The organism is Streptosporangium sp. NPDC023963, assembly GCF_040639135.1.
In the GTDB taxonomy this organism is placed as follows: Bacteria; Actinomycetota; Actinomycetes; order Streptosporangiales; family Streptosporangiaceae; genus Streptosporangium.
In genome coordinates, this window is the sequence record NZ_JBEZZK010000002.1 from 1,109,295 (window position 1) to 1,127,497 (window position 18,203).

Sequence of the window (18,203 nt, forward strand, 5' to 3'; positions counted from 1 at the left end):
ATGGTCGCCAAGGAGGATGACACGTGCGCGAAATGAGCCAGGCCGCCCGGGGGGTCAATTGGCTGATCACCGACTTTGTGAACAACGTCCCAGGTGTGGCGCACACGGTCGTCGTGTCAGCCGACGGTCTGCCGTTGGCGTACTCGGACGGATTTCCCAGGGACAGGGCGGACCAGCTGGCCGCGGTCGCGGCCGGCCTGATCAGCCTGACCCAGGGTGCCTCGCGGGTTTTCGAGGGCGGTGCGGTCACCCAGACCGTGGTGGAGATGCAGCGAGGGCTGCTCCTCATCATGTCCATCAGTGACGGTTCCTGTCTGGCGGTGCTGGCCGCCGCCGACTGTGACATGGGGCTGGTGGCCTACCAGATGACGATGCTCGTCGAGCGGGCAGGTCAGGTGCTGACCCCGGCAGTCCGCGCCGAACTGCAGTCTTCCCACTCACGGTGACGGCGATGACGCTAGGAGGCTGTCGTGGCAGGCCGCGGCTGGACCGGTGAGGGCGACCCGCACGGCGGGTATCCCTATCAATCAATGGACGACCCCCACCGGCATCAGGGCGGTCCTTCCCATCTCATGCACCCGGCGCCGTCGGAGCAGAGCTCCCTCGTCCGTCCGTATGCCGTGACCGGGGGGCGCACCGCCCCCCGGACCCAACTCGCCCTGGAGGCCCTGGTCTCCTCGGCGACCTCCATACATCATGATTTATCCACCCGCACCCCGGAGTATCAGGCGATCAGCGCCCTGTGCCGGCAAGTGCGTTCGGTCGCTGAGATCTCCGCGATGCTCCGCATCCCGCTCGGCGTGACCAGGATCCTGGTGGCCGACATGGCCGCCGAGGCCCTGGTGCAGATCCACCAGCCGCAGCTGGACGCGGGCAAGCCGGATCTCAACCTGCTGGAAAGGGTGCTCAGTGGACTTCGCAGGCTCTAGCCGCGGCGGCGGCCTGACATCGACGAAAATCGTCGTCGCCGGGGGATTCGGTGTTGGCAAGACCACCTTCGTGGGGGCGGTGTCGGAGATTCTGCCGCTGACCACGGAGGCGGTGATGACCGACGCCAGCGCCGGGATCGACGATCTCGGCCTCACACCGAACAAGACCACGACCACGGTCGCGATGGACTTCGGCCGGGTCTCGCTGGACCGTGACCTGATCCTGTACCTGTTCGGTACGCCGGGTCAGCACCGGTTCTGGTTCATGTGGGACGACCTGGTCCGCGGCGCGATCGGCGCGATCGTGCTCGTCGACACCCGGCGGCTGGCCGACAGCTTCCCGGCGATCGACTACTTCGAGGAGGCCAAGCTCCCCTTCGTCGTCGCGGTCAACGGCTGGGACGGCACCTATCTCCACGGTGAGGAGGAGGTGCGCGAGGCGCTGACACTGGCGCCGCACATCCCCATCTCCCGGACCGACGCCCGCTCGCGCGACGCGGTGAAGGCCACACTCATCACGCTCGTGGAGCACGCCCTCACCATGCGGATGGCCGTCCCCGGCTGGGGTCGCTGACCGCTGGAGGGCGTCAGTCGCACCTCCCAGCGGATAGGCTGGGAGGTCGAGTCGCAGACCTGTAGCGCAGAGGCTGGCCAATCACGTGTTCGAGACGCTTTCCGACCGGCTGACATCGGTCTTCTCCTCCCTTCGATCCAAGGGTCGGCTGTCCGAAGCCGACATCGACGCGACCTGCCGCGAGATCCGCATCGCGCTGCTCGAGGCCGACGTCGCGCTGCCCGTGGTCAAGGCGTTCGTCGCCCAGGTCAAGGAACGCGCCCGCGGCGTCGAGGTCTCCCAGGCGCTGAACCCGGCCCAGCAGGTCGTGAAGATCGTCAATGACGAGCTCATCGAGATCCTCGGCGGGGAGACCCGGCGGCTTCGCTACGCGAAGAACCCGCCGACCGTCATCATGCTCGCGGGTCTGCAGGGCGCGGGCAAGACGACCCTGGCCGGCAAGCTGGCCCGCTGGCTGCGCGAGCAGAACCACACGCCGCTGCTGGTCGCCGCCGACCTGCAGCGACCCAACGCCGTCCAGCAGCTCTCGGTCGTGGCCGAGCGCGCGGGCGTCGCGGTCTACGCGCCCGAGCCGGGCAACGGCGTCGGCGACCCGGTCGCCGTGGCCCGCCAGTCGATCGACCACGCCAAGCGGCAGCAGCACGACATCGTCATCATCGACACCGCGGGCCGCCTCGGCATCGACCAGGAGCTGATGAGGCAGGCGGCCGACATCCGCGACGCGGTCTCGCCCGACGAGGTCCTGTTCGTCGTCGACGCCATGATCGGCCAGGACGCCGTCTCCACGGCCCAGGCCTTCATGGAGGGCGTGGGTTTCGACGGCGTCGTGCTGACCAAGCTCGACGGCGACGCCCGCGGTGGCGCCGCCCTGTCGGTCCGCCACATCACCGGCAGGCCGATCATGTTCGCCTCCACCGGTGAGAAGCTCGAGGACTTCGACGCCTTCCACCCCGACCGGATGGCGTCCCGCATCCTCGACATGGGTGACATCCTCACCCTGATCGAGCAGGCCCAGAAGACCTTCGACGAGGCCGAGGCCGCCAAGATGGCGAGCAAGCTCACCTCGGGCGAGGGCTTCACCCTCGAGGACTTCCTCGAGCAGATGATGATGGTCCAGAAGATGGGCCCCATCAAGAACCTGCTCGGGATGATGCCCGGCATGGGGCAGATGCGCGAGCAGCTCAACCAGGTCGACGACCGCGATCTCGACCGCATCGCCGCCATCATCCGCTCGATGACCCCCGCCGAGCGCCACAACCCGAAGATGATCGACGGTTCCCGCCGGGCCCGTATCGCCAGGGGTTCCGGCGTGACGGTGACCGAGGTGAGCGGGCTGGTCACCCGTTTCTTCGACGCCCAGAAGATGATGAAGCGGATGGCCGGCGGCATGGGCATCCCCGGCATGCCGGGCGGTCGCAAGGGCGGCAAGGCCGCGCAGAAGAAGGCGGCCAAGGGGCGCAGGGTCAGCGGTGACCCGCGCAAGGCGGCGCTCGGCAAGGCCGTCCCCGACAAGACCGACGAGCCCGCGACCCCCGCGGGGAGCGGCCTCCTCGGCAAGCTGGGCTCCCGGCAGCAGCTGCCGCCGGGCCTGGAGCTGCCGCCGGGCTTCGACCCCTCGAAGTTCAAGCTCCCGGGACAGAAATGAGCGATGACGGCTTCCACTCGCGAGCCAGGTGGATCTGGGTGATCATCGTCGGGGGTTTCATCCTCGTCGCCGTGCTCGAACTCCTCGGGGTACGCCCCAAGTAGTGCCCGCGCTGCTCCTCGATCCGATCGACGCGATCCGATCGACGCGGCGTCCGGCCGTGTCCCGCCGCCCGCAGGGGTCTGGATCACGGTTGACCGGGCGGCCGCCACGAAAGCCGCGGCTCTCGCGTCCGGCCGCCCGGCCGGTCCTAGTACGGCGGAAGCGGGACCACCGGTGAGACCGGTGTTCCCGGCAGGACCACGGTTCCCCGCGGAAGCGGTGCCTCGGACACGGCCTCCGGCACGACCCCGGGCACGACCCCGGGCACGGCCTCCGGCACGGCGGGATCTCCCCACCGCGCGGGGGCCCCGGGCGGTTCGGGGGCTCCGGGCCGTCCGGGTGCTCCCCACGGGGCCTGAGAATTCCCGGGGACGCGGTCCCCGCCGGTCATGAGGTCGGTCACGCGACCGGTTCCGAGGACACCGAAGGCTCCCGTGGTCCCGGTGGTCCCGGTGGTCGCCCCGGGGCGGCCGAGGGCTCCGTCGAGGGTCCCGTCAAGGGTTCCGGCGGGGGACGAGATGGGCGCCGGGGACACGTCGGCCTGGCCCGCCGGGGTCGTCGCCCTGATGGCCAGGACCGCGCCCAGCACGGTGACGGATCCGGTCGCGGTCAGCAGCAGAGATCTGAGGGTGGTTGCCACGGCGGCCATTTAGCGCACCAGGCCGGCCCGCCACGGGGTCCGGACACACGGGGATTACCGAGATTTGCCTTCCGGCCGCCGTACCGGATGGCCTCGGGTTGGCCGGGCACCCCCGCACGTCTGGCACAATGACATGTTGGAACATCGTGACACGTGGTTGCCCTCTCACTCCCGCGTGCCATGCCTGTCCCTCGAACGGTCCTCTCCTCGTGCCCCACTCGATGAGACGCCGCTCACCCACGCCCTAATGCAGGAGAGACCACACCAGTGGCAGTCAAGATCAAGCTCAAGCGGCTCGGCATGATCCGCAACCCGCAGTACCGCATCGTCATCGCCGACAGCCGCACCAAGCGTGACGGCCGGGCGATCGAGGAGATCGGCCTGTACCACCCGAAGGAGAACCCCTCGCGCATCGAGGTCGACTCCGACAGGGCGGCCTACTGGCTGGGTGTCGGCGCGCAGCCGACCGAGCCCGTGCTCAAGCTCCTCAAGCTCACCGGCGACTGGCAGAAGTTCAAGGGCGAGCCGGCTCCGGCTCCGCTCCTGGTCGCCGAGCCCAAGGCCGACCGCCACGCCGTCTACGAGGCCGCGGCCAAGGAGGCGCTCTCCCTGGAGGCCGCCACCACGCCGAAGAAGTCGACCCGCAAGGCGGCTCCCAAGGCTGAAGAGGCCAAGGCCGAAGAGGCCCCCAAGGCTGAAGAGGCCGCCGCCGAGACCCCGGCTGAGCCCACCGCGGCCGCCGAGGAGAAGCCGGAAGGCGAGGCCTGAGGTGCTCGAGGAGGCCCTCGAGCACCTGGTGAAGGGCATCGTCGAGCATCCTGACGACGTCCAGGTTCACGCCCGCCGCATCCGCAGCGGGCGTGTGCTTGAGGTCCGGGTCCACCCCGAGGACCTCGGTAAGGTCATCGGCCGCGGCGGCCGTACGGCCAAGGCGCTTCGCACGGTCGTGAACGCCCTCGGCGACGGCAAGTACATCCGGGTCGATCTTCTCGACCTGAACGAGGCCCGCTAGCCGGCGAGACGCGTCCATCGAGCGAACGGGCCACCCGCCCAGCGTGGGTGGCCCGTCTGCTTTTCCCAGACTTTCCCTAGACACCACTACGTGAGGAGGCGGGCGTGCAGCTCGTCGTAGGCCGGATCGGCCGCCCGCACGGGCTCCGCGGGGACGTGTCCGTGGAGGTGCGTACCGACGAGCCGGACCGGCGCTTCGCCCCGGGCGCGGCCCTGGCCACCGACCCCGCGTCGGCCGGCCCGCTGGTCGTCGAGTCCCGCCGCTGGCACTCCGGGATCCTGCTGGTCAGGTTCGAGGGCGTGACCGGCCGTGACCAGGCCGAGGATCTCCGCGGCACCATGCTCGTCATCGACTCGGACGACATCCCGCCCTCCGACGACCCCGACGAGTTCTACGACCACCAGCTCATCGGTCTCACCGTGGTCAAACCCGACGGGGAGGCGGTGGGAGAGGTGTCCGACGTGCTCCACCACGGCCAGGACCTGCTCGTCGTACGGCGCGGCAAGGCCGGGGCCGCCGGGGGCGGCGAGGTCTACGTGCCGTTCGTCAAGGCGCTGGTCCCGGTGGTCGACCTCGTCAAGGGCGTCCTCGTCGTGGACGGCCCCGCCGGGCTGCTCGACCCGGACGAGATCGTCTGACATGCGCGTCGACGTCATCTCCATCTTCCCCGAGTACTTCGCCCCCCTCGACGTCTCCCTCATCGGCAAGGCCCGCGAGCGCGGCATCCTCGACGTCCACCTCCACCAGCTCCGCGACCACGCCCACGACGTGCACCGCACCGTGGACGACACCCCCTACGGCGGCGGTCCCGGCATGGTCATGAAGCCGGGCCCCTGGGGGGAGGCCATCGACGCGGTCCTCGCCTCGGGCCCGGCCGGACCGCCGAGGATGATCGTGCCGACCCCCAGCGGCGTGCCCTTCACCCAGAGGCTGGCGATGGAGTACGCCGCCGAGCCGTGGCTGCTGTTCACCCCGGCCCGCTACGAGGGCATCGACTCCCGGGTGATGGCCGAGTACGGCGCCCGCATGCGCGTGGACGAGGTCAGCGTCGGCGACTACGTGCTCGCCGGGGGCGAGGTGGCGGTGCTGGTGATGATCGAGGCCGTCGGGCGGCTGCTGCCGGGCGTGCTCGGCAACGTCAACTCGGCCGTGGACGACTCCTTCGCGCCGGGCGCGATGGAGAACCTCCTCGAGGGCCCCGTCTACACCAAGCCGCCCGAGTGGCGGGGGCACGAGGTGCCGGAGATCCTGCTCTCCGGGCACCACGGGAAGGTCGCCCGGTGGCGGCGGGACCAGGCGCTGCGCCGTACCGCGAGGAACCGGCCCGAGCTGCTGGCCGCGCTCGACCCGGAGAGCCTGGACAAGCACGACAGGCGAACCCTGGCGGAGTTGGATCTCCCCGAGGCGGGGCCGGCGGATCCCGCGGGCCCGGCCGTCCTGACCGGTTGATTTCCGGTCGGTCGGGAAAATATGGCAGACTGAAGCGTTGCCGCCGACTGCCCATCCGGTTCCCAGACCGGTCTCATCGCGGTCGGCCAGCTCCGAGACATAGTCCACTTCAGCACGCGTGTCCATCGCGACGCCGCCCCGTCGCGGCCGGATGGACCTCCGTGTGCGCTCGTAAATGAGGTACCACTGCCATGCACACGCTGATCAGCGAGCTCGAGAAGTCCGCGCTCCGCACCGATGTCCCGGACTTCCGGCCCGGTGACACGCTTGAGGTCCACGTCAGGGTCATCGAGGGCAGCCGGTCCCGTGTCCAGGTCTTCAAGGGTTTCGTCCTGCGTCGCCAGGGCGGCGGCTCCCGCGAGACCTTCACCGTCCGCAAGGTCAGCTACAGCGTCGGTGTCGAGCGGACCTTCCCGGTGCACAGCCCGGTCATCGAGAAGATCACTCTCGTGACCCGTGGCGACGTCCGCCGCGCCAAGCTCTACTACATGCGTGACCTGCGCGGCAAGGCCGCTCGCATCCGCGAGAAGCGCGAAGCCCGCTAGGCGCGTCAGCGTCCGCCGACCTGGCCCGTGCCCCCGTCACCGGGGAGCGGGCCAGTCGCATGTAAGGAGGTTTGACCTCCTATGGCAATACGCATGGCTATGCGGTACCCCGTCACTCGAGCACTCGGTACCGCCCATCATCTAGGCTCGTCAGCGATGACTAGCGAAGACCGGGAGTACGGCGCAGTCTCGCGTCGACCTGTCGAGGACGAGGTGGACGTGGTCGCCGAAGACACTCAGAAGAGCGCCGGGGACGGCAAGGACAAGAAGAAGGGCTCCTTCTGGAAGGAGCTGCCTGTTCTGGTCGTCGTGGCGTTGGTGCTCGCCCTCATAATCAAGACCTTCGTGATTCAGGCCTTCTACATCCCGTCGGAGTCGATGGAGAACACCCTCCTCACGAACGACCGGGTCCTGGTCAACAAGCTCGTCTACCGCGTCCGCGACATCGAGCGCGGCGACGTGGTGGTCTTCTCCGGGGTCGACTCCTGGGACCCCGAGATCGACCTCGAGGAGCCACCCAACCCGGTCGCGGGATTCTTCCGCTGGGTCGGCACCGCCTTCGGCGTGGTCCCCGGCGAGAAGGACTACATCAAGCGGGTCATCGGCGTCGCCGGCGACACCGTGAAGTGCTGCGACGCCCAGGGCCGGGTGACGGTCAACGGGGTTCCCCTCGACGAGGAGTACCTCTACCCCGGCGACGTGCCCTCCCAGAGCTTCTTCGAGGCCAAGGTCGGTGAGGGGCGCCTGTGGGTGATGGGCGACCACCGGCTGGTCTCCCTCGACTCCCGCTCCCACCTGGGCGATCCCGGTGGCGGGACGATCCCGGTCGACAAGGTGATCGGCCGGGCCTTCGTGATCGTGTGGCCGTTCTCCAGGGCCACGACCCTTCCCATTCCCGACACCTTCGGCCAGCCGGCCCTCAAGGCCGCCGCGGCCCTGGGAGGGGCCGCCCCGCTCCTCGCGGGTTTCGCGGGCGCCGTGCCGCTGGTGCTGTGGCGTCGTCGCTGGCTCTCAAGGCGGTAGCCCCATCTCATGACCGTTGAACCCGAGGCTGAGAAGAAGAAAGACAAGCGCGGCAAGGGCGGTGGCCTGCGCGAGTCGCTGTTCCTGCTGGTGTGCGGGGTGGTGGCGGCGCTGCTGTTGCAGGCGTTCGTCTTCCAGTCGTTCTGGATCCCGTCGGAGTCGATGCAGAACACCCTTCTGGTGGGTGACCGCGTGGTCGTCAACAAGCTGCACGGAGACTCCGAGCGCGGTGACATCGTGGTTTTCAGAGGCTGGAACAACGAGGACACCATCAAGCGGGTGATCGCGGTCGGCGGTGACACGGTGAAGTGCTGTGACGCCAAGAAGCGGATCACGGTCAACGGAGTGCCGCTCGAAGAGAGCTCCTACCTCTTCTCCGGCGACTTCCCCTCGGGAGAGGCGTTCGAGAAGGTCGTACCCCAGGGGCGGCTGTGGGTCATGGGTGATCACCGCACCGCCTCCGCCGACTCGCGCGCCCACGAGGAGAGGCTGGGAGAGGGGTCGATCCCGGAGAGCGACGTCATCGGCCGTGCCGTCGCGATCTACTGGCCGTTCTCCAGGGCCACGGTCCTTTCGAGGCCGGAGAGCTTCCTGAAGGTGAGATAGCGGTACCGAATGCACCGGAGGGGGCGTACTCTCTGGTCATGGTCGCTCTGTCACCCGTGGTGCCATGACGGTTGCGTTTCGCCCCAGACCCAGCGTGGTCCGGCGGGATTCGGGACTGTACGGCTACGAGCGGGCTCTCAGCCGGCGCGGGCTCGGTCCCGTGGCGGGAGTCGACGAGGCGGGCCGGGGCGCCTGCGCCGGGCCGCTGGTGGTCGCCGCCGTGGTGCTGAACGGCCCGATCGACGGTCTGGGTGACTCCAAGCTGCTGACGGCCTCCCGGCGTGAGTCGCTGTTCGAGCGGATCACGGTGACCGCGGAGGCGGTGAGCGTGGTGGTGATCCCGCCGGGTGAGATCGACGCCCGGGGCCTGCACAGATCCAACATCGGAGGAATGCGCAGGGCTGTGGCGCGGTTACCCTGCCACCCCGGCTACGTTCTGACCGATGGGTTCCCCGTTCCAGGCCTGCCCGCGCCGTCGCTGGGCGTGTGGAAGGGAGATCAGGTCGCGGCCTGCATCGCCGCGGCCTCGATCGTGGCCAAGGTGACGCGGGACGAGATGATGGTGGCGCTGCACGAACGCCATCCCCGGTACGGATTCGCCGTGCACAAGGGGTATGGCACCGCCGACCATCGCAGGGCTCTCAGAACCTACGGTCCGTGTCCGGATCACCGCTTCTCGTTCTCGACGGTGGCGCGGTCAGGAGCGGGCGAGGTGATGGGTGAGAATGAAGTGGGGGCCGGCGCCGTCTGATCGGGCGGGCCGGGGTGGGCGTTTAACAGGAGGACCGGTATGAGCGCAGAGGATCTCGAAAAGTACGAAACCGAGATGGAGCTGCAGCTTTACCGTGAGTACCGCGACGTTGTCGGCCTTTTCACCTATGTCGTGGAGACCGAGCGGCGCTTCTATCTCACCAATTCCGTCGACCTCGACGTGCGCACCGCTGAGAACGGTGACGTGTTCTTCGACGTGAAGATGCAGGACGCCTGGGTCTGGGACATGTACCGCCCGGCGAGGTTCGTCAAGAACGTCCGCGTGGTGACCTTCAAGGATGTGAACGTCGAGGAGCTCGCCAAGCCCGATCTGGAGATGCCCAAGGAGGGCTTCTCCTCCTGAGCGGCTTTCCCGGGCCCTTGTCCCGGCGGCTTCGCAGGGCGGCTTCGAAGGCGTTCCCGAGAGGCTGGAGGGCCGGAGGGGCCAGTGGGTGGGGCCGAGCGCCCCGGGGCCTCGTGATGCGGCTGAGCGGCCGCGAGAGGTTGTCCACAGCCACGCTCCGTGCCCGGCCGGATTTCCACAGAATCGCGTTCGGCTTCTTGGTGGTGCGGTGAGCTGAGCGAAGGTCTGGAACCGGAGGTGGTTCCATGGCCGCGAAAGATGAGCTCGGCAAGCACGGTGAGCAGATCGCCGTCGATTATCTGCTGGCACACGACCTGCAGATCCTGGATCGCAACTGGCGGTGCCCGGGCGGGGAGATCGACATCGTCGCCCGGGAGAGGCGCACGCTCGTCGCGGTGGAGGTGAAAACCCGTTCGGGGCGCAGTCACGGCACCGCCTTCGAAGCGGTCACCAACGCGAAGATCGCTCGTCTGCGCAGGCTCGCGGCCAGCTGGCTCGCCGAGCGCCCGGACCGATTCGACGCGATCCGTGTCGACGTCGTCGCCCTGGAGCGGTTCGCCGGGGATTTCGCCATCCGCCACGAGCGGGGGGTGTGCTGATGTCTCCCGGTGTGTCGAGGTTCCCCGGTGTCTCGACGTCTCCCGCTCTGTCGACGTCTCCCGGCCTGTCGTGGATCGTTCGCTCTCCGCGGGGGGTGGGGTGAGTGGCCGTCGCACGCACGCGCTGCGTCGCCCTGGTCGGGGTGACCGGCCGTCTCGTCGAGGTCGAGGCCGATGTCGGCAGTGGCGTGGCGGGCCTTCACCTCATCGGCATGCTCGACACCGCGCTGAGCGAGGCCCGGGACCGGGTCCGTTCCGCCCTGGTCAACAGCCGCTACGCCTGGCCCGACGCCCGGATCACGGTCAGCCTGTTTCCCGCCAGCCTGCCCAAGCGCGGCAGCCTGTTCGACGTCGCGAATGTCAACCCATGGCATACTTAGTTCCATGAGCAATCCTTCCCCCTTTGCTGGGCGCGAGTTCCTGGTCTACCTCCGCAAGTCCAAAGGACGAGCAGGCATCGCCCGGCAGCGCCGAGATTGCCAAACCCACTGCGACCGGATCGGCGGGCGGATCGTCGCCGAGTTCGTCGATACCGACCGGACCGCCTTCGTCAAGTTCGGCGCTGCCCCCTCTCGTCGCGACGACTACCAGGCGATGCTGGACACGCTTCGCAATGACGCCCGGCCGATCCCTCTGGGCGTGATCGCCTGGCATGCGGACCGGCTGCACCGCGACATGACCGAGTGCGAGACGTTCGTGAAGGCGTGCGTGGCGGGAAATCACCCCGTGGAGACGCCCCGATCCGGCTCCTATGACCTGGCTACGCCGACTGGCCGCAAGCGATTCCGCAATGATGTGGTGGACGCCACGTTCGAGGTAGATCACATGATCGAACGAATCGAGTCGATGAAAGCGGAGGCTGTCATGGAAGGCCGATGGTTGGGCGGACGGCGCCCATTCGGCTACGAGGACGACGGTGTCACCGTTCGACCGGCTGAGGCTGCCGAGATCCAGCAGATGGCCGATGCGCTCCTGTCCGGGTCCAGCCTCAACGCGATCGCCCGAGATTTGAATGAGCGAGCCGTGCCCACCTCGACCGGCAAGCAGTGGAGTTCCCGATCCGTCGGGCGGGTCCTCTCCCGGCCACGCAACGCCGGAATCATGGAGCATCAGGGCGAAGAGGTCGGCCCCGCAGTGTGGCCGGCCATTCTCGACGAGTCGACCTGGCGGGCCGTCACGGCGCTGCTGGCCGATCCTGGCCGCCGAACCACGCCCGGTTCTGCTCGCCGCTGGCTGCTCTCAGGAATCGCCGAGTGTGGGCCGTGCGAGCAGGAGGGGATCACGTCCCGACTGATCGTGGGTACCGCAGGGATGAGCGCCAAGGGCGGGCGCTCCACAGTCCCCGCCTACCAGTGCCGCGCTGGCAAAGGTAAGCACGTCGTCCGCAACGCGGATCATCTTGAGCGCTTCGTGGTCATGCACGTGATCGAGCGTCTCTCTCGCCCCGACGTTGTCGATCTCGTACACGGCGGGCGGGTAGACGACACCATGCGCGCCCGGGTGGTAGAGCGGGAAGCGCTGCGACTCCGGGACACGGAGGCTGCGGAGATGTTCGCCCTCGGCCAGATGACCAAGTCTGCGCTTCTGAGAGTGAATGAGAAGACCGCCGAGCGCCGAGCCGAGCTCGACCAGGCCGACGAGGCTCAGGCCCGCGTGACGGCTCTCAGGCCGTTCGGGAATGGCGAGCCGGGGGAGGTTTGGGCCGGGCTGAACCTCGACCAGAAGCGAGCCGTGGTCGCCGAGCTGTTCCGCGTGATCGTCCTGCCCTCGACCACAGGCCGGCCGCCCGGCTGGACCCCCGAGTACGGGAAGGTCTGGGGCTACTTCAATCCCGAGGGTGTCAAGATCGTTGACTTGGTCTAGCCCGCCCGCCCTGGCTTCCCCTTCGGGAGGAAGCCCCGCTTGCGAGCCTCGTTAATCCACCTCCGCGCCGTACCAACCGGCACCCCAGCGACATCAGCCAGCCGCATGGCTGGCTTTGTCGTTTCAGCCATAGCGAGCCTGTACGCGTCCGCGACCTGCTGATAGAACCCCTCCGGGTCCTGGCCATCCGGCCGAGTCAACTCGATCTTCGGCCGCTTCGCCGCCCGCTTCTCCTCAGGAACTTCGGCCAGAGCAACCCGCAACTTGGCGATGTACTCGTCTTCGGGCTGCGCTTTCTCCCTCAGGTGCTGGCTCAGGAACGCGGGCGCGTTCGCCTGCCCCTCGATCGCGCTGACCTTGATTCCACGCAAGTCCGCCGCAGTGATCCGCCTGTCGTCCTTCGCCGACAAGACGAGATCGCGCACGACGAGCTCCCCTCTCTCGTCGGGCACAAATCTGGCCATCAGGTACAGGCCCGGCGTGTCGGTTGCATAGCTGACCCAGGAGCTGAATGCGTCGAACCCAAGGAACTTCATGGTCCTGACGATAGACCGATCCCGACTTGCTCGCATAGCCGCGCACCATAGGGCGTAATAGTGCGCGGAGTTGCGCGCACCACTTGATCTCTGGTACCACTGGCATCGTGCGCTCTAGTACGCGCACTTGTTCGTATCGGAGGGGAAGTATGGAAAGACTCGGCTACCGCGTGAAGGAATGCGCCGACTCGCTCGGGATCGGGGAGCGCACCATGTGGGACCTGGTCAACTCGGGCGAAGTCGAGAGCGTGAAGGTCCAGGGCTGTCGAATCATCCCGGCTGACGCGCTGGTCCAGTACATGGGCCGCTTGCGGGCCGAGCAGGCGACCGGCGGGCGAGCGGCATGAGCGACTTCGCCGATTTCAAGTCGGACCCGCTCTATGCGCTGGTGAAGCGCAACGTCGACCAGATGCCGCCGCTCAGCCCGGAGAAGCGGGCGCGGCTCGCCCTGATCTTGCAGAGGGGAGAGGCGGATGCGAATGCCGCCTGACACGCAGAAGGGCGGGTCCGGGGTCATCACCCCCGAAACCCGCCCGAACGACCAGATGGCCGCCAACGACAAGGCCAAGAGTAACCGGAACTGCAGCCCGCGTCACGTGACCGGGCAGCTTCCCATCGTCAGGTCCGCCACCGTGTACCCGCCCGACCTCGGTCTCACGTACGCGCCGATCATGCTTGACGACGAATGCGCCTGCGGTGGCTGGCACCGGCACCAGGTGAAGTGGCCCGCGCCCGTCCTGCTCAGCCGCCGCGCCCGCTGCGGTGTCCGCTACGAGCTCGCCCTGCACAGGCCGAGGATCAAGCGTGGCAGGAGAGCGGCATGACGGGGATGCTCTATGACACCTCGACTTGGACGGCGGTCCAGTGGCTCGCACACCGGTTCAACTTCAAGATGGCCACCGCCGATCATCCGGCCAACCCCGAATGCGTCGGCGCCCACTACCCCGATCGCCCCTGTGACGACCAGCGAGGCAAACACCCCGTTGGCCGCTGGCCGCTTGTCGCGACGAACAACCTGGCAGGTCTTCGCGCCCAGTTCGGTCGCGGGCCGAGGAACATCCTGCTGCCCGCCGGGCTGAACAACCTGCTGATCGTGGACGAAGACCGACAGGGCGCTTTCACCGAGTACGCCGCCAGCGTCGGCCAGACCATCGACCCGACGTTCACCGTGGCGACGGCCAAGGGACGTCACTTCTACTACTGGCAACCCGAGGGCGAGCAACTGGGCAACTCGCCCGGCGCGCTCAAGGGGCTGGGGATCGACATCCGCGGGAAGGGCGGGTACGTCATCGGCCCCGGCTCCGTCCACGAGACGGGCGTGATCTACACGCCGGTGGACTCGTCGACGCCCATCCTGCCCGCGCCTGAGTGGTTGGTCGAGGTGCTGCGTCCGAAGCGGTCACCGGTCTCGGCTCGACGCACCTCAGGTCAAGGACAGAGCATCCCGGGCGTGGCTGGTCTGGCGTCGTGGCTGTCGAGGCAGCAGGAGGGCAACCGGAACCGGTCCCTTCACTGGGCGTGCTGCCGGGCTGCTGAGCAGGATCTCGGCGATGCCGCTTTTGATGAACTTGTTCGGGTTGCGATGTCCATCGGTCTGCCTGAGGACGCGTCCCGTCGTACTGTCGCCTCCGCGCGGCGCACCGTTGCCAGGAGGAACGCGTGACCAAGCTCATGCCGGCGCCGACCGAACCAATGGCCGTCGCGCGGGAGCTGATCAAGGACTTCACGACCGAAGACGGTTGCCTGAAGCTCCGCTACTGGCGGGGTGACTGGTTGCGGTGGGATGGCTCGCGTTGGACCCTTGATGAGGAAGCCGCCCGCCGCGCCCATCTCTACAGGCATTTGGCCGACGCAACGTACATTCACGTGGCCAAGACCAGGGACGGCGAGACGCGGGAGACTCGGCGTTGGCAGCCGAACCGGCGCAAGATCGCTGACGTGATCGATGCCCTCGCGGCCATCGTCCATCTGCCCGAGTTCGTCGAGTCCCCGTCCTGGATCGACACCACGACCCCGCCCTACCCGGCGAGTGAGGTCGTGGCCTGTCAGAACGGTCTCCTGCACGTTCCTACGCGCACGGTGCTTCCGGCTACCCCGAAGTTCTTCTCTCGCGTGTCGGTGCCCTTCGACTACGACCCGGACGCGCCCGAGCCCAAGCGGTGGATCGAGTTCCTCGGCCAGCTCTGGCCGGACGACCTTGCCGACCAGGAGCAGGCGCAGGCCAACGTGGATGCGGTCAAAGCACTGCAGGAGGCATTCGGCTACTTCGTCAGCGGCAGGAGTGACCTGCAGAAGATTCCGATGCTGATCGGGCCGACCCGCGGCGGCAAGGGCGTGGTTGCCCGGACTCTCACGGGCCTGATCGGGCACGGCAACGTCGCCGCTCCCACCCTGCCCAGTCTCGGCACGAACTTCGGCTTGCAACCGCTCATCGGTAAGACCATCGCGATCGTCTCGGATGCTCGTATCGACGGGATCTCCACTACGCAGATCGCCGAGCGGCTGCTGTCGATCAGCGGTGAGGACTCCGTCACGATCGACCGTAAGTACCTGCCGACCTGGACGGGCAAGCTCCCGACTCGGTTCTTGATCCTGTCCAACGAGCTGCCCAGGTTCGGTGACGCCTCCGCGGCCATCGCCCACCGGTTCCTGATTCTGAATCTGCAGGTGTCGTTCCTGGGCAAGGAGAACCCGCACCTGACTGACGAGCTTCGCGAGGAGCTGCCCGGGATCCTCTTGTGGGCGCTCGACGGCCTCGACCGGCTCACCGCACAGGGCAGGTTCACCATGCCCAAGACCTCTATCGAGGCAACGGCCGAGCTGGTGAACATCGCTTCGCCGGCGACGGCATTCGTCCGTGATGAGTGCGAGGTGGGCGCGGACAAGAGCGTTCCGGTGAAGGAGCTTTTCGACGCCTGGCGCGAGTGGTGCGAGGAAGGTGACCACAAGAGCGGTGACGTCCAGAAGTTCGGCCGTGATCTCCGCGCCGTCGTGGCCGGGTTGAAGCGGTCGAAGATCTACGTGGACAAGGTCCGCATCCCGCACTTCGTCGGGGTGACGCTTCGAGTGGGCCGCGATGCAGGCGAGGACAAGAAAAGTAAGCACCACAATGCGGAAGGTCGCGGCCCATCGCGGCCCAAGCCTGTGACCAGCGACGACGCAGAAGCCGTCACGCGGCCCACTAACGCACTGTCGCAGCCTGAAAACGATGGGCCGCGATGGGCCGCGACCCCTCCCATTGTTGAGCCAACTAGGGATGAGACTCCGCCGAAGCGTCCGAGGACCGTCGAGGCGTCCAAGCCCAAGCCTCTGAAGAAGCGATGCGAGGTCTGCAGGAAGTCGTTCACGCCCAAGCGGGCCGACGCGAAGTACTGCTCACCCGCACACCGGACCGCGGCCTACGCCCAGCGCAAAAAGGACGGGTCCTGATGGTCGAACTCGCTCGCACAATCGGTGACGGGGTGATCCTTCCCCTACCGTTCTGCCTCGCATGCGGGGTCGGCCTGGGCGCCATCGACGGGGAGATCACTGGCTACGAAGGATCCGACTACGTGGTCCGCATAGATCACAGCGATGACGACATAGGCCGTCCCTCCTGCAACACCGGCGGAGTTCGCTCCGTCTGGACACAGGCGGAGGTCGACGAACTCATGTGGGTGCTGTGACCGCCCAGCAGCACGGCCAGGCCGTCACCCCGCCCGCCGGGTTGGCGGCCTGGCTGCTCTCCCACGCCCGACAGGATGCCCTCGACGGTCGTCCCGTGCCGGCCTGGCTGACCGCCTACGTCCGCGACCTCCTCGACCCCGCACCCATGCCCGCTAGCGGACACATGTTCGAACCGCCTGAAAAAATAGAGATCAGCAGTACAGAGATGGCCAACCGAACCGGCTACTCCGTACGCCACATCCGGCGCATGTGCCGAGCAGGCCAACTCACGGCTCGCCGAGCAGGGCGCGACTGGCTGATCAAGGTGGAGGACATGGATGGGCACGACGAAGGAGACACCGAGTCTCGCTGAACTTCGGCAGCGGATTCTCGACGGCGGAACCGTCTCCCCCGAGGAGTACGCCCAAGCGCAGACCCTCGCCGAGATCGAAGAGCTGCAGGTTCTCGCCGATCAGAAGGCCGCCGCCCAGAAAGCCAAAGACGACCACCGCGACCATGTCCGCGCGGTCAAGGCCACGGTCATCGACGCTGAAGCAGCCGTTGACGACCAGGCCGACCTGGCGACGATCCGCGCCGCGACCGTCCGCATCATCGGCCGTCACCTCAACCTCGCCAAAGCCGTACGCACCGCCCGCGCCGACCTCATGCGGCTCAAGGTTCCCGCCGGCGAAGACATCGAGGGCATCGGCTGGCACGAGGCAGGCATGGGCATTCCGGACTCGCTGATGGTCGACGGCCGCCGTCACTCCATCACGGCCAACCCCGGCGTCGTCATCGCTGCCGCCCTCAGCGACGCGTGCAGCACCGCCGGCAGCTCCCGGCACCTTGAACCACAGGTCCGACTGAACGTCCCACCTAAGCCGTACGTCGAGACCGACGAGCAGCGACAGGAACGCCTACTCCGCGCCGAAGCGATGAAGGCCAAGCTCCGTAGTGAGGCGACCGCGGAATGAACAACGACCCGATCCGCGACGCCTACAACGAGATGGTGGCCGACCGGTTCACCTGGTCCGCCGAGGAACTCCAACCGGCACAGGACGACGTGGAATCCCTCACCCCCGGCGCCATGCCTGCCGAACCTGACGAGTCGACAGACCCGCTCAGGGATCTGTGGCAGCGCGTCCGATAAGCCCGGTGCCGTCAGGGTCCCTCCTTCCCTATGCAGCGGCGGCACCGCCGGCCCCGACTCGGTTGGCCATCTCGGGTCGGGGCCACACAACAGGAGAACCAATGAAGATCCCGAACAGCCTGCTCACCTACACCGAAGCCGAATGGATGCCACTCGTCGAGTCCAGCGTCCGCTACCCCACCCTCCGAGCACGTGAGCTATGGAGGAAGGCCCAAGACTGCTGGGGCACGGCGAACGGCGTATGGCGAGCCGAGTTCGAACAGCTCAGAGACCAGCAGCTCGCCGAGCAGCAGACAGGAAACCAGTGATGCGCGTCCTCACAGCCACCGACGCCGAAGACCCACGCGACGGAGGATTCAACCGCGCCATCCCCGGCGAACTCCTCTTCCGGCCCTTCGTCTGCTCCACCGGAGATCACGGGGCATGCGGATGTGAACGCTCATGGGCAGGTGTAGGCAGCGAGAAGGGAACCACCCTCGCCGCGATCACCGACCGAACCGACCTCGACCTACACCGATACGTCGACCTCGTCGCGACCTATCTCGTCGACAAGCAGCAGTGGAACAGAGACACCGCCGAAGACGAGGCCCGCCTCCTCGCTGACCTGGCCGCCGACTTCGCCGACACCTTCGGTGAAGACGTACACCTGACCATCGAGGTCAACGACACCGACGCCGTGTTCAGCCCCCTCAGGGTCGAGCATGGCTAGGCGTATACAGGCCGACCCGCGTGACAGAGTCGAGAGCACGCCAGGCCGGCGCACCAACCCTC

Annotated in this window: 29 protein-coding genes; 27 read left to right on the plus strand and 2 right to left on the minus strand. The window is 67.6% G+C overall.

Features of this window, described 5'->3' with window-relative positions; all coding sequences use genetic code 11:
* The first annotated feature begins 32 nt into the window (after positions 1 to 32).
* The 4 genes from AB0F88_RS10850 to ffh all read left to right on the plus strand — a co-directional run bounded on the left by AB0F88_RS10850 (position 33) and on the right by ffh (position 3,148).
* Positions 33 to 446 (plus strand): roadblock/LC7 domain-containing protein, encoded by a 414-nt coding sequence (locus AB0F88_RS10850; protein WP_326646986.1) that lies wholly within the window; start codon positions 33 to 35, stop codon positions 444 to 446.
* 84 nt (positions 447 to 530) lie between these two features.
* Positions 531 to 929, plus strand: a complete 399-nt coding sequence (locus AB0F88_RS10855) for a DUF742 domain-containing protein (protein WP_362680633.1) — start codon at positions 531 to 533, stop codon at positions 927 to 929.
* 13 nt (positions 930 to 942) lie between these two features.
* Positions 943 to 1,503, plus strand: a complete 561-nt coding sequence (locus AB0F88_RS10860) for an ATP/GTP-binding protein (protein WP_031158879.1) — start codon at positions 943 to 945, stop codon at positions 1,501 to 1,503.
* 85 nt (positions 1,504 to 1,588) lie between these two features.
* Entirely contained in the window at positions 1,589 to 3,148 is a 1,560-nt protein-coding gene (gene ffh / locus AB0F88_RS10865; protein WP_362680322.1) for a signal recognition particle protein, read from the plus strand.
* Between the two features lie 250 nt (positions 3,149 to 3,398).
* Here ffh and AB0F88_RS10870 read toward each other — a convergent pair whose 3' ends face one another.
* Positions 3,399 to 3,899 carry a hypothetical protein gene (locus tag AB0F88_RS10870; protein WP_362680325.1) on the minus strand — a complete coding sequence of 167 codons (501 nt, stop codon included), beginning with the start codon at positions 3,897 to 3,899 and terminating at the stop codon, positions 3,399 to 3,401.
* Between the two features lie 258 nt (positions 3,900 to 4,157).
* Here AB0F88_RS10870 and rpsP point away from each other — a divergent pair, with 258 nt between their 5' ends.
* The 12 genes from rpsP (at position 4,158) to AB0F88_RS10930 (ending at position 12,101) form a co-directional block, all read left to right on the plus strand.
* Entirely contained in the window at positions 4,158 to 4,658 is a 501-nt protein-coding gene (gene rpsP, locus AB0F88_RS10875) for a 30S ribosomal protein S16 (RefSeq protein WP_362680328.1), read from the plus strand.
* Position 4,659: 1 nt separating this feature from the next.
* A complete protein-coding gene (locus AB0F88_RS10880; protein WP_362680331.1) occupies positions 4,660 to 4,902 on the plus strand; it encodes an RNA-binding protein in 243 nt (80 codons plus the stop codon).
* Between the two features lie 104 nt (positions 4,903 to 5,006).
* A complete protein-coding gene (gene rimM, locus AB0F88_RS10885; protein WP_362680334.1) occupies positions 5,007 to 5,540 on the plus strand; it encodes a ribosome maturation factor RimM in 534 nt (177 codons plus the stop codon).
* 1 nt (position 5,541) lies between these two features.
* On the plus strand, positions 5,542 to 6,351 hold the full coding sequence (gene trmD, locus AB0F88_RS10890; protein WP_362680336.1) for a tRNA (guanosine(37)-N1)-methyltransferase TrmD: 810 nt from the start codon (positions 5,542 to 5,544) through the stop codon (positions 6,349 to 6,351).
* A 191-nt stretch (positions 6,352 to 6,542) separates the two neighbouring features.
* The gene (gene rplS / locus AB0F88_RS10895; RefSeq protein ID WP_362680339.1) at positions 6,543 to 6,896 is read left to right on the plus strand and encodes a 50S ribosomal protein L19; all 354 of its coding nucleotides are present in this window, start codon (positions 6,543 to 6,545) and stop codon (positions 6,894 to 6,896) included.
* A gap of 156 nt (positions 6,897 to 7,052) precedes the next feature.
* On the plus strand, positions 7,053 to 7,919 hold the full coding sequence (gene lepB, locus AB0F88_RS10900) for a signal peptidase I (protein WP_362680342.1): 867 nt from the start codon (positions 7,053 to 7,055) through the stop codon (positions 7,917 to 7,919).
* Positions 7,920 to 7,928: 9 nt separating this feature from the next.
* On the plus strand, positions 7,929 to 8,525 hold the full coding sequence (gene lepB / locus AB0F88_RS10905) for a signal peptidase I (RefSeq protein ID WP_362680345.1): 597 nt from the start codon (positions 7,929 to 7,931) through the stop codon (positions 8,523 to 8,525).
* A 64-nt stretch (positions 8,526 to 8,589) separates the two neighbouring features.
* Entirely contained in the window at positions 8,590 to 9,276 is a 687-nt protein-coding gene (locus tag AB0F88_RS10910) for a ribonuclease HII (RefSeq protein WP_362680348.1), read from the plus strand.
* A 39-nt stretch (positions 9,277 to 9,315) separates the two neighbouring features.
* Positions 9,316 to 9,639 (plus strand): DUF2469 domain-containing protein, encoded by a 324-nt coding sequence (locus AB0F88_RS10915; protein ID WP_030511723.1) that lies wholly within the window; start codon positions 9,316 to 9,318, stop codon positions 9,637 to 9,639.
* Positions 9,640 to 9,884: 245 nt separating this feature from the next.
* Positions 9,885 to 10,238, plus strand: a complete 354-nt coding sequence (locus tag AB0F88_RS10920; RefSeq protein WP_362680352.1) for a YraN family protein — start codon at positions 9,885 to 9,887, stop codon at positions 10,236 to 10,238.
* 104 nt (positions 10,239 to 10,342) lie between these two features.
* On the plus strand, positions 10,343 to 10,618 hold the full coding sequence (locus AB0F88_RS10925) for a magnesium chelatase domain-containing protein (RefSeq protein WP_362680355.1): 276 nt from the start codon (positions 10,343 to 10,345) through the stop codon (positions 10,616 to 10,618).
* Between the two features lie 4 nt (positions 10,619 to 10,622).
* Positions 10,623 to 12,101, plus strand: a complete 1,479-nt coding sequence (locus tag AB0F88_RS10930) for a recombinase family protein (protein ID WP_362680358.1) — start codon at positions 10,623 to 10,625, stop codon at positions 12,099 to 12,101.
* On the opposite strand, the gene AB0F88_RS10935 is transcribed toward AB0F88_RS10930, so the two are convergent.
* On the minus strand, positions 12,098 to 12,637 hold the full coding sequence (locus AB0F88_RS10935; protein ID WP_362680361.1) for a hypothetical protein: 540 nt from the start codon (positions 12,635 to 12,637) through the stop codon (positions 12,098 to 12,100). The two genes, AB0F88_RS10930 and AB0F88_RS10935, sit on opposite strands and share 4 nt — an antisense overlap.
* 149 nt (positions 12,638 to 12,786) lie before the next feature.
* On the opposite strand from AB0F88_RS10935, the gene AB0F88_RS10940 reads away from it, so the two are divergent.
* The 11 genes from AB0F88_RS10940 (at position 12,787) to AB0F88_RS10990 (ending at position 18,141) form a co-directional block, all read left to right on the plus strand.
* The gene (locus AB0F88_RS10940; RefSeq protein ID WP_362680363.1) at positions 12,787 to 12,984 is read left to right on the plus strand and encodes a helix-turn-helix domain-containing protein; all 198 of its coding nucleotides are present in this window, start codon (positions 12,787 to 12,789) and stop codon (positions 12,982 to 12,984) included.
* Positions 12,981 to 13,127, plus strand: a complete 147-nt coding sequence (locus AB0F88_RS10945; protein ID WP_362680366.1) for a hypothetical protein — start codon at positions 12,981 to 12,983, stop codon at positions 13,125 to 13,127. The genes AB0F88_RS10940 and AB0F88_RS10945 overlap by 4 nt, the downstream gene beginning before the upstream one ends.
* Complete coding sequence (locus AB0F88_RS10950) at positions 13,111 to 13,461, plus strand: hypothetical protein (RefSeq protein ID WP_362680369.1); 351 nt, start codon at positions 13,111 to 13,113, stop codon at positions 13,459 to 13,461. Before AB0F88_RS10945 ends, AB0F88_RS10950 begins: the two co-directional genes overlap by 17 nt.
* A complete protein-coding gene (locus tag AB0F88_RS10955) occupies positions 13,458 to 14,300 on the plus strand; it encodes a bifunctional DNA primase/polymerase (RefSeq protein WP_362680372.1) in 843 nt (280 codons plus the stop codon). Before AB0F88_RS10950 ends, AB0F88_RS10955 begins: the two co-directional genes overlap by 4 nt.
* Positions 14,297 to 16,066 carry a phage/plasmid primase, P4 family gene (locus tag AB0F88_RS10960; protein WP_362680375.1) on the plus strand — a complete coding sequence of 590 codons (1,770 nt, stop codon included), beginning with the start codon at positions 14,297 to 14,299 and terminating at the stop codon, positions 16,064 to 16,066. The genes AB0F88_RS10955 and AB0F88_RS10960 overlap by 4 nt, the downstream gene beginning before the upstream one ends.
* Positions 16,067 to 16,098: 32 nt before the next feature.
* The gene (locus AB0F88_RS10965; RefSeq protein ID WP_362680378.1) at positions 16,099 to 16,302 is read left to right on the plus strand and encodes a hypothetical protein; all 204 of its coding nucleotides are present in this window, start codon (positions 16,099 to 16,101) and stop codon (positions 16,300 to 16,302) included.
* Positions 16,299 to 16,655, plus strand: coding sequence for a helix-turn-helix domain-containing protein (locus AB0F88_RS10970; RefSeq protein WP_362680381.1), 357 nt, complete (start codon positions 16,299 to 16,301; stop codon positions 16,653 to 16,655). The genes AB0F88_RS10965 and AB0F88_RS10970 overlap by 4 nt, the downstream gene beginning before the upstream one ends.
* A complete protein-coding gene (locus AB0F88_RS10975; RefSeq protein ID WP_362680384.1) occupies positions 16,621 to 17,256 on the plus strand; it encodes a hypothetical protein in 636 nt (211 codons plus the stop codon). The genes AB0F88_RS10970 and AB0F88_RS10975 overlap by 35 nt, the downstream gene beginning before the upstream one ends.
* A complete protein-coding gene (locus tag AB0F88_RS10980; protein WP_362680387.1) occupies positions 17,253 to 17,432 on the plus strand; it encodes a hypothetical protein in 180 nt (59 codons plus the stop codon). Before AB0F88_RS10975 ends, AB0F88_RS10980 begins: the two co-directional genes overlap by 4 nt.
* 101 nt (positions 17,433 to 17,533) lie before the next feature.
* Positions 17,534 to 17,740: a hypothetical protein gene (locus tag AB0F88_RS10985; RefSeq protein WP_362680390.1), complete on the plus strand. Its 207-nt coding sequence runs from the start codon at positions 17,534 to 17,536 to the stop codon at positions 17,738 to 17,740.
* Positions 17,740 to 18,141, plus strand: coding sequence for a hypothetical protein (locus tag AB0F88_RS10990; protein ID WP_362680393.1), 402 nt, complete (start codon positions 17,740 to 17,742; stop codon positions 18,139 to 18,141). The genes AB0F88_RS10985 and AB0F88_RS10990 overlap by 1 nt, the downstream gene beginning before the upstream one ends.
* The last annotated feature ends 62 nt before the right edge of the window (positions 18,142 to 18,203 follow it).